7 protein-coding genes are annotated in these 9,129 nt (G+C 60.9%); 1 reads left to right on the forward strand and 6 read right to left on the reverse strand.

Annotated elements, in window-relative coordinates; all coding sequences use genetic code 11:
• The first annotated feature begins 129 nt into the window (after positions 1-129).
• Positions 130-717 (forward strand): LysE family translocator, encoded by a 588-nt coding sequence (locus tag A7K61_RS29635; protein WP_044270022.1) that lies wholly within the window; start codon positions 130-132, stop codon positions 715-717.
• On the opposite strand, the gene A7K61_RS29640 is transcribed toward A7K61_RS29635, so the two are convergent.
• The 6 genes from A7K61_RS29640 to A7K61_RS29665 are packed head-to-tail and all read right to left on the reverse strand — an operon-like array spanning position 659 to position 8,950.
• A complete protein-coding gene (locus tag A7K61_RS29640; protein WP_069558947.1) occupies positions 659-1,552 on the reverse strand; it encodes an AraC family transcriptional regulator in 894 nt (297 codons plus the stop codon). The two genes, A7K61_RS29635 and A7K61_RS29640, sit on opposite strands and share 59 nt — an antisense overlap.
• Positions 1,553-1,587: 35 nt before the next feature.
• A complete protein-coding gene (locus A7K61_RS29645) occupies positions 1,588-3,189 on the reverse strand; it encodes an ABC transporter ATP-binding protein (RefSeq protein WP_044270018.1) in 1,602 nt (533 codons plus the stop codon).
• Between the two features lies 1 nt (position 3,190).
• The gene (locus tag A7K61_RS29650; protein ID WP_003190688.1) at positions 3,191-4,210 is read right to left on the reverse strand and encodes an ABC transporter permease; all 1,020 of its coding nucleotides are present in this window, start codon (positions 4,208-4,210) and stop codon (positions 3,191-3,193) included.
• 1 nt (position 4,211) lies between these two features.
• Complete coding sequence (locus tag A7K61_RS29655; RefSeq protein WP_034135393.1) at positions 4,212-5,285, reverse strand: microcin C ABC transporter permease YejB; 1,074 nt, start codon at positions 5,283-5,285, stop codon at positions 4,212-4,214.
• The gene (locus A7K61_RS29660; protein WP_044270014.1) at positions 5,286-7,124 is read right to left on the reverse strand and encodes an extracellular solute-binding protein; all 1,839 of its coding nucleotides are present in this window, start codon (positions 7,122-7,124) and stop codon (positions 5,286-5,288) included.
• Positions 7,121-8,950, reverse strand: coding sequence for an extracellular solute-binding protein (locus A7K61_RS29665; protein WP_044270012.1), 1,830 nt, complete (start codon positions 8,948-8,950; stop codon positions 7,121-7,123). The genes A7K61_RS29660 and A7K61_RS29665 overlap by 4 nt, the downstream gene beginning before the upstream one ends.
• Between the last annotated feature and the right edge of the window lie 179 nt (positions 8,951-9,129).

Raw genomic sequence — 9,129 nt, forward strand, 5'->3', positions numbered from 1 at the left:
GTGGTTAGCGGTGGTGCGTAAATCAACAGCGCTCGTTCTAAAAGACAAAGGGGCATTTTCTTCAATACCTCTCGTCTTTGTGCGCGTTACCGTGATCTCAATATCGTTGGCATCACACAAGGAACTGTAATGAGCTTGATCCTCTCCATGGCCGCTTTTGCCCTGGCCACGTCCATCACTCCCGGGCCTGTCAATGTGGTCGCTTTAAGTGCCGGTGCGCGTTTCGGTTTTGTCGCCAGCCAGAAACATGTGTTGGGCGCCGCCGTAGGTTTCACCTTGTTGTTGGTACTGATTGGCCTGGGGCTGCATGAAGTGCTGGTGCGCTGGCCGATCCTGATCCGATTGATCCGTTGGGGCGGAGTCGCGTTCTTGTTGTATATGGCGTGGAAGCTGGCGGTGGATGATGGCCGGTTGGACGCTGATGGTGCACAGACCGCGCCGTCGATGCTGTACGGCGCGATCATGCAGTGGCTCAACCCGAAAGCCTGGCTGGCGTGTGTGGCAGGCATGGGCTTGTTTGTGGCCGATGGCGATGCGGCGCAGGTGTGGTTGTTTGCCGCGCTTTACCTGGTGATCTGCTACCTGTCGGTGGCGTGCTGGGCGTATGCGGGGACGTTTTTGCGCCGCTACTTGAACAACCCCAAAGGTGTGCGCCTGTTCAACCGCTCAATGGCCGCGTTGCTGGTGGCCAGTGTGGGTTATTTGCTGATGGCTTGAGGTTCTCGCGGTATTGCCCCGGCGTGGCCGCGAAGTGTTGTTTGAAGGTGCGCTGGAAGTGCGCCTGGTCGGCAAAGCCCGCGGCCAGGGCGACGTCGGCAATCAGTGCGCCATTGCGCAGTTGGCTGCGAGCGAACTGGATGCGTCGGTTGACCATGTAGGCGTGGGGCGTCAAGCCGTAATACTGTTTGAACGCGCGGATCAGGTAAGACGGCGACAAGTCGGCGGCCTGGCAGATGTCTTCGAGTTTCAAGGCTTGTGTGCAGTGGGCGCGGATGTAGTCGGCGGCGCGTTCCAGTTTGTGATTGACCTCGCGCACCGGCGCCAACGAAGGGTTCAGGCGCTGTTGTACCTCGGTGAAGTAACTCACCAGCGCGCTCTGTTTTTGCAGCAACTCGGCCTGTTCATCCACCAGTGTGCGGTACAGGTCTAACAAGCCGTGGTACAGCGCGGTGTCGCGGGTATGGGGCGTGTCGAAGGGCCGGTAGCCCTGGTCGGTACTGAACCCCAACTGGTATTGCAGGTCGGTCAGCCAAGGCGTGTCGAGGTACAGCATGTGGTAGGACCAGGGCTGGTCATGGATGGGGTTGCATGCATGCACATCGCCGGGGTTCATCAGCACCACGGTGCCGGCGCTGATGTCGAAGGTGCGCGCGCCGTAGTGGTAATAGCTGCAGCCGGTGGTGATCGCGCCGATGGAAAAATGCTCGTGGGCGTGCCGGGTGTAGGTGACCTTGCGCCCGTCGGCGATGGTGCGCGCTTCGATGAACGGCAGGCGTTCGTCGCGCCAGAAGCGCGGCGTGTCTGCGGGGCGGGCGATAGGGCTCGGCGACATAGCGTTAGTACTCCTGCATTTGCATCCGCGTTACGTCAGGCCGGTACCAGAAAAGCCGCCTTGAGCAACTGCCGGGTATAGGCATGCTGCGGGTCGGCAAAAATAGCCCGGGCGTCGCCTTGCTCCACCACCTGGCCTTGCTTGACCACCATCAATTGGTGACTCAGTGCCTTCACCACCGCCAGGTCATGGCTGATAAACAGGTAGGTCAGGTTGTACTTGGCCTGCAAGCCGCGCAGCAACTCTACCACCTGGCGTTGTACCGTGCGGTCCAGGGCCGAGGTGGGTTCGTCCAGCAGGATCAGGCGAGGCTTGAGCACCAGCGCTCGGGCAATGGCGATGCGTTGGCGCTGGCCACCGGAGAATTCATGGGGGTAGCGATGCCGGGATTCGGGGTCCAGGCCCACTTCCTTGAGCGCCGCGATAATCGCCGCTTCCTGCTCGGCGGGCGTGCCCATCTTGTGGATGCGCAGGCCTTCGCCAACGATCTCGCTGACGCACATGCGCGGGCTCAGGCTGCCGAACGGGTCTTGGAACACCACCTGCATTTCCCGGCGCAACGGGCGCACCTGCTGTTGGCTGAGGCGGTCCAGTTGCTGGCCTTCGAAGCGAATCCCGCCCTGGCTGCCGATCAGGCGCAAAATCGCCAGGCCCAGGGTGGATTTGCCCGAGCCACTTTCACCCACGATGCCCAGGGTTTGCCCCTGGGGCAGGCTGAAGTTGATGCCGTCCACGGCCTTGACGTAATCCACGGTGTTGCGCAAAAAGCCTTTTTTGATCGGAAACCAGACTTTCAGGTCGTCCACTTCCAGCAGCGGTGGGCCGACCGTGTTGTTGGCCGGACCGCCACTGGGCTCCGCAGCAAGCAATTCCTGGGTGTAGGGATGCTGGGGCGACTGGAACAGCGTCTCGCAATCGGCCTGTTCCACGATGCAACCTTGCTGCATCACGCAAACGCGGTGAGCGATACGCCGTACCAGGTTGAGGTCGTGGCTGATCAGCAACAGCGCCATGCCCAGCCGCGCCTGCAGCTCCTTGAGCAATTCCAGAATCTTCAACTGTACGGTGACGTCGAGGGCGGTGGTCGGCTCGTCTGCAATCAACAGCTCAGGCTCGTTGGCCAAGGCCATGGCGATCATCACCCGCTGGCGCTGGCCGCCCGACAGCTCATGGGGCAGGGCCTTGAGGCGTTTGTGGGGCTCGGGGATGCCCACCAGTTCCAGCAACTCCAACGTGCGCTGGGTGGCGACCTTGCCAGTCAGGCCCTTGTGCAGCCCGAGCACTTCGTTGATCTGTTTTTCGATGGAGTGCAGCGGGTTCAACGAGGTCATCGGCTCCTGGAAGATCATCGCAATACGATTGCCGCGTATATGCCGCAGGGTCTTCTCTTTGAGCGTCAGCAGGTCTTGTCCTGAATATTCGATGGTGCCAGACGGATGCCTGGCCAACGGGTAGGGCAGCAGGCGCAGGATCGAATGGGCGGTGACCGATTTACCCGAACCGCTTTCGCCCACCAGCGCCAGGGTTTCGCCGCGCTTGATGTCGAAACTGACGTGGTTGACCACGCGGTGATGATGCTCGCCGGTGACGAACTCGACACTGAGGTCGCGGATTTCGATCAGATTGTCCGGATTCATCTCATTTCCTCGGGTCGAACGCATCGCGAGCGGACTCGCCGATAAACACCAACAAGCTCAACATGATCGCCAGCACCGCAAAGGCACTCATGCCCAGCCACGGCGCTTGCAGGTTGGATTTGCCCTGGGCCACCAGCTCACCCAGCGACGGCGAACCTGCCGGCAGCCCGAAGCCGAGAAAGTCCAGGGCGGTGAGGGTGCCAATGGCGCCGGTGAGGATGAAGGGCAGGAAGGTCATGGTCGAGACCATCGCATTGGGCAGGATGTGGCGAAACATGATCGCGCCGTTCTGCATGCCCAACGCCCGCGCCGCCCGCACGTACTCCAGGTTGCGCCCACGCAGGAACTCGGCGCGCACCACATCCACCAGGCTCATCCACGAAAACAGCAACATGATCCCCAGCAGCCACCAGAAGTTGGGCTGCACGAAGCTAGCCAGGATGATCAGCAGGTAGAGCACCGGCAAGCCGGACCAGATTTCCAGGAAACGCTGCCCGGCCAGGTCGACCCAGCCGCCATAAAAGCCCTGCAAGGCGCCGGCAATCACGCCGATGATTGAGCTGAGGATGGTCAGGGTCAGGGCGAAGAGCACTGACACGCGAAAGCCGTAGATCACCCGCGCCAGCACATCGCGCCCCTGGTCATCGGTGCCCAGCAGGTTGACCGAGGACGGCGGCGCCGGGGCCGGCACTTTCAGGTCGTAATTGATGCTCTGGTAGCTGAACGGAATCGGCGCCCACAAGGTCCAGGCGTCCTTGGCCTTGAGCAGTTCCTGGATATACGGGCTCTTGTAGTTGGCTTCCAGCGGGAATTCACCGCCGAAGGTGGTCTCCGGGTAGCGCTTGAGCGCCGGAAAGTACCAGCCGCCGTCGAAGTGCACTGCCAGGGGCTTGTCGTTGGCGATCAACTCGGCGCCCAGGCTCAGCACGAACAACACCAGGAACAGCCACAGCGACCACCAGCCACGCTTGTTGGCCTTGAACCGCTCGAACCGGCGGCGATTGAGGGGGGACAGGTTCATCTCAATGCTCCCGGCTGGCAAAGTCGATACGCGGATCGACCAGGGTGTAAGTGAGGTCGCCGATCAGTTTCACGATCAGCCCCAGCAGGGTGAAGATAAACAGCGTGCCGAACACCACCGGGTAGTCACGGTTGATCGCCGCTTCAAAGCTCATCAGGCCCAGGCCGTCGAGGGAGAAGATCACCTCCACCAGCAACGAGCCGGTAAAGAAGATGCCAATGAAGGCCGAAGGGAAACCGGCGATCACCAACAGCATGGCGTTGCGGAACACGTGGCCATACAGCACGCGGCGGTTGGTCAGGCCCTTGGCCTTGGCGGTGACCACGTACTGTTTGTTGATCTCGTCGAGAAAGCTGTTCTTGGTCAGCAGGGTCATGGTCGCGAAGTTGCCGATCACCAGGGCGGTGACGGGCAGCGCTAGGTGCCAGAAGTAATCGAGGATCTTGCCGCCCCAACTCAACTCGTCGAAGTTGTTGGAGGTGAGCCCGCGCAAGGGAAACCAGTCGAAATAACTGCCACCGGCAAACACCACGATCAGCAAAATCGCAAACAGGAACGCCGGGATCGCATAGCCGACGATGATCGCCGAGCTGGTCCACACATCGAAATGGCTGCCGTGGCGCGTGGCCTTGGCGATCCCCAGGGGGATGGACACCAGGTACATGATCAGGGTGCTCCATAACCCGAGGGAAATGGACACCGGCATCTTCTCCTTGATCAGGTCGATGACCTTGGCGTCGCGGAAAAAGCTGTCACCGAAGTCCAGCTGGGCGTAGTTCTTGACCATGATCCACAAGCGTTCCGGCGCCGACTTGTCGAAGCCGTACATCTTTTCGATTTCCTTGATCAGCGCCGGGTCCAGGCCTTGGGCGCCACGATAGCTGGAGCCGGCCACCGCGACTTCGGCCCCGCCGCCGGCAATGCGGCTGGTGGCGCCGTCGAAGCCTTCGAGCTTGGCGATCATTTGCTCCACCGGGCCGCCGGGCGCGGCCTGGATGATGACGAAGTTGATCAGCAGGATCCCGAACAGCGTGGGGATGATCAGTAACAGGCGGCGAGCAATATAGGCCAGCATTCAATTGCCTCCGCTCGCCGCATCGGCGTTCTGCGTGGTGTCGAGGGATACCGCCGGTTTGACGTCGGGTTTAGCCCACCAGGTAGCGGTGCCGACGTCGTAGCGTGGCGAGACCTTGGGGTGGCCCAGGTGGTCCCAGTACGCAACACGGAAGGTCTTGATGTGCCAGTTGGGGATCACGTAGTAACCGAACTGCAGCACACGATCCAGCGCCCTGGCGTGGGCGATCAGGCTCTGGCGCGAACCGGCGTCGATCAACTCTTCCACCAACTGGTCGACGGCGGGGTCCTTGAGGCCCATGTAGTTGCGGCTGCCGGGCTTGTCGGCGCTGGAGGATTTCCAGAACTCGCGCTGCTCGTTACCCGGCGAGGTGGATTGCGGGAAGCTGCCCACCAGCATGTCGAAGTCGCGCGAGCGCAGGCGGTTGATGAACTGCGAGACGTCCACGCGACGAATCACCAGGTCGATGCCCAGGTCTGCCAGGTTGCGCTTGAACGGCAGCAGGATGCGCTCGAACTCGGTCTGGGCCAGCAGGAACTCGATGGTCACGGGCTTGCCGGTGCTGTCGACCATTTTGTCGTCGACAATCTTCCAGCCTGCCTCTTGCAGCAGTTGGTAGGCCTCGCGCTGTTGGGTGCGAATCATGCCGCTGCCGTCGGTGTGGGACGGTTCGAAGGCCTGGGTAAAGACTTCGCCAGGGATCTTGTCACGCAGCGGCTCAAGGATCGCCAGCTCGTCCGGACCGGGTAAGCCGGTGGCGGCCATTTCCGAGTTTTCGAAATAGCTGCGGGTACGGGTGTAGGCACCGTTGAACAGTTGCTTGTTGCTCCATTCGAAATCCAGCAACAGGCTGATGGCCTTGCGCACCCGCACGTCCTGGAACATCGGCTTGCGCATGTTGAACACAAAACCCTGCATGCCGGTGGGGTTGCCGTTGGGGATTTCTTCCTTGATCAAGCGGCCTTCTTTCACCGCTGGAATGTTGTAGGCATTGGCCCAGTTCTTTGCGCTGAACTCCAGCCAGTAGTCGAACTGCCCGGCCTTCAAGGCTTCCAGGGAGACGGTGCTGTCGCGGTAGTAATCGGTGATGCGGGTATCGAAGTTATAGAAGCCCTTATTGACCGGCAGGTCCTTGGCCCAATAATCCTTGACGCGCTCGTAGCGAATCATGCGGCCCGGCTTGACCTCCGCCACCTGGTAAGGCCCGCTGCCCAGGGGGATTTCCAGGTTGCCCTTGGAGAAATCCCGGCTCGCCCACCAATGTTTGGGCAGCACGGGCAACTGCCCAAGGATCAACGGCAACTCGCGGTTGTTGGTGCGCTTGAACTTGAACAGCACGCGCAACGGGTCTTCGGCCACCACCTCATCGACGTCGGCGTAGTAGTTGCGGTACAGCGGGTTGCCTTCCTTGATCAGGGTCTGGAAGGTGAATACGACGTCTTCGGCGCGGATCGGGTGGCCGTCATGGAAGCGCGCTTCGGGGCGCAGGTAGAAGCGCACCCAGCTGTTGTCCGGGGCTTTTTCGATCTTGCCGGCCACCAGGCCGTATTCGGTGATGGGTTCGTCCAGGCTCTGCGTGGCCAGGGTGTCGTAGATCAGCGGCAGGTTGTCCGCTGGCACGCCCTTGCTGATGTAGGGGTTGAGGCTGTCGAAGCCGCCCATGGCCGATTCGCGGAAGGTGCCGCCCTTGGGGGCGTCGGGGTTTACGTAGTCAAAATGCTTGAAGTCGGCGGGGTACTTGGGGGGCTCGTTGTAGAGGGTCAGCGCATGTTGTGGCGCGGCGTGCGCCGCGGTGCACAGCAACAGGCTGGCGAGCAGGGTAGTACGCAAGGACATCATTGGGCTTTCTCCGAAGCTTTCAGCCACCACGCGCTCAGGCCCAGGCTGTAGGGCGGCGTGGTGACGAAGGCGAACCGGTTGCGGTACGCCAGGCGATGATAGTTGAGGTACCAGTTGGGGATGCTGTAGTGCTGCCACAGCAGCACACGGTCCAGGGCGCGGCCGGCGGCCAGTTGTTCTTCGCGGGTCTGCGCCGCCAGCAGTTGGTCCAGCAGGTGGTCGACCACCGGGTTGGCGATACCGGCGTAATTCTTGCTGCCCTTGATTGCGGCCTGGCTGGAGTGGAAGTACTGCCACTGTTCAAGGCCGGGGCTCAAGGTCTGGTTGAGGGTCATCAGAATCATGTCGAAATCGAATTGATCGAGGCGCTGTTTGTACTGTGCGCGGTCAACGGTGCGCAAGCGGGCGTCGACGCCGATGCGGGTCAGATTTTCGACATAAGGTTGCAGGATGCGCTCAAGGTTCGGGTTGACCAGCAGGATTTCCAGGCGCAGCGGTTGCCCGTCCTTGTCCAGCAGGCGCTGCCCCGACAGTTTCCAGCCGGCCTCGCTGAGCAGGGCCAGAGCCTGGCGCAGGGTTTCGCGGGGGATGCCGCGGCCGTCGGTGTGCGGCAGGTTGAACGGCTGGGTAAACAGCGCGGCCGGCAGTTGGTCGCGGTAGGGCGAGAGCATCAACCACTCATGGCCCACGGGCAGGCCGGTGGCCGAGAATTCACTGTTGGGGTAATAGCTCACCGAGCGCTTATAGGCGCTGCTGAACAGCGTGCGGTTGGTCCATTCAAAATCGAACATCAACCCCAGGGCTTCACGGACCTTGGCCTGGCTGAATGCCGGTCGCCGAGTATTCATGAACAGGCCCTGGCTCTGGGTGGGGATCTGATGGGCGATCTGCGCCTTGATCACATCGCCGCGGTTGACCGCCGGGAAGTTGTAGCCTGTGGCCCAGTTCTTGGCCTGATGCTCGATATAAATATCGAATTCACCGGCCTTGAAGGCTTCAAAGGCCACGTCGCTGTCGCGATAGAACTCCACTTCGACTTTGTCGTAGTTATAGAAACCCTGGTTGACCGGCAGGTCTTTGCCCCAGTAATCCTTGACCCGTTCAAACACCAGTTGCCGCCCAGGCGCCACCTTGGTGATGCGGTAAGGCCCACTGCCCAGGGGCGGTTCGAAAGTGGTGGCCTTGAAGTCACGGTTTTTCCAATAGTGCTGGGGCAGCACCGGCAACTCGCCCAGACGCAGGATCAGCAGGGGGTTGCCGGCGCGCTTGAACACAAAGCGGATACGGTGTGGGTTGAGAATGTCGACCCGGGCCACTTCCTGCAGGTTGGTGCGGTATTGCGGGTGGCCTTCGGTCAGCAGGGTGCGATAGGAGAACGCCACATCATCGGCGGTAATCGGCTTGCCGTCGTGAAAGCGCGCTTCGGGGCGCAGGTTGAACACCACCCAACTGCGGTCCTCGCTGTATTCCACCGATTGGGCAATCAGGCCATAGCTGGAGGTGGGCTCATCGCCGGACGGCGCGTATTGCCCGGTGCCCACCATCAAGGGTTCATTGAGCTCGTTGACGCCGTACTGCAGGAAGTTGGCGGTGGAAACCGGGCTTGAACCTTTGAAGGTATAGGGGTTGAGCGTATCGAAGGTGCCAAATGCCATCACCCGCAATGTCCCGCCTTTGGGCGCTGCTGGGTTTACCCAATCGTAATGGGTGAATTTGGCCGGGTACTTGAGTGTGCCGAACTGCGCATAACCGTGGCTCTCGGTGATCGTCGCGTTCGCCGCAAAGCTCAAGGCCAGGCTTATTAGTAGAAGGAGGGGACGCTTCAAGTCAGAGATCCGATCCGGGCGGCTTGGGCTTTATGATCGGTACAGTAACAGCTTGTTCCGGTTGGAAAAAGCATCTTGAAATTGGCTATAGGCCCATGTGCATCGGTCTCTACACAACGCTGTAGTGCTCAACGCTAACCACTATGCGAAGCGAGCCGCTCTTGCTCTTGATCTGCTTG

Origin of the sequence: Pseudomonas sp. AP42 (assembly GCF_001728935.1) — a bacterium.
GTDB classification, from domain to species: Bacteria; Pseudomonadota; Gammaproteobacteria; order Pseudomonadales; family Pseudomonadaceae; genus Aquipseudomonas; species Aquipseudomonas lactis.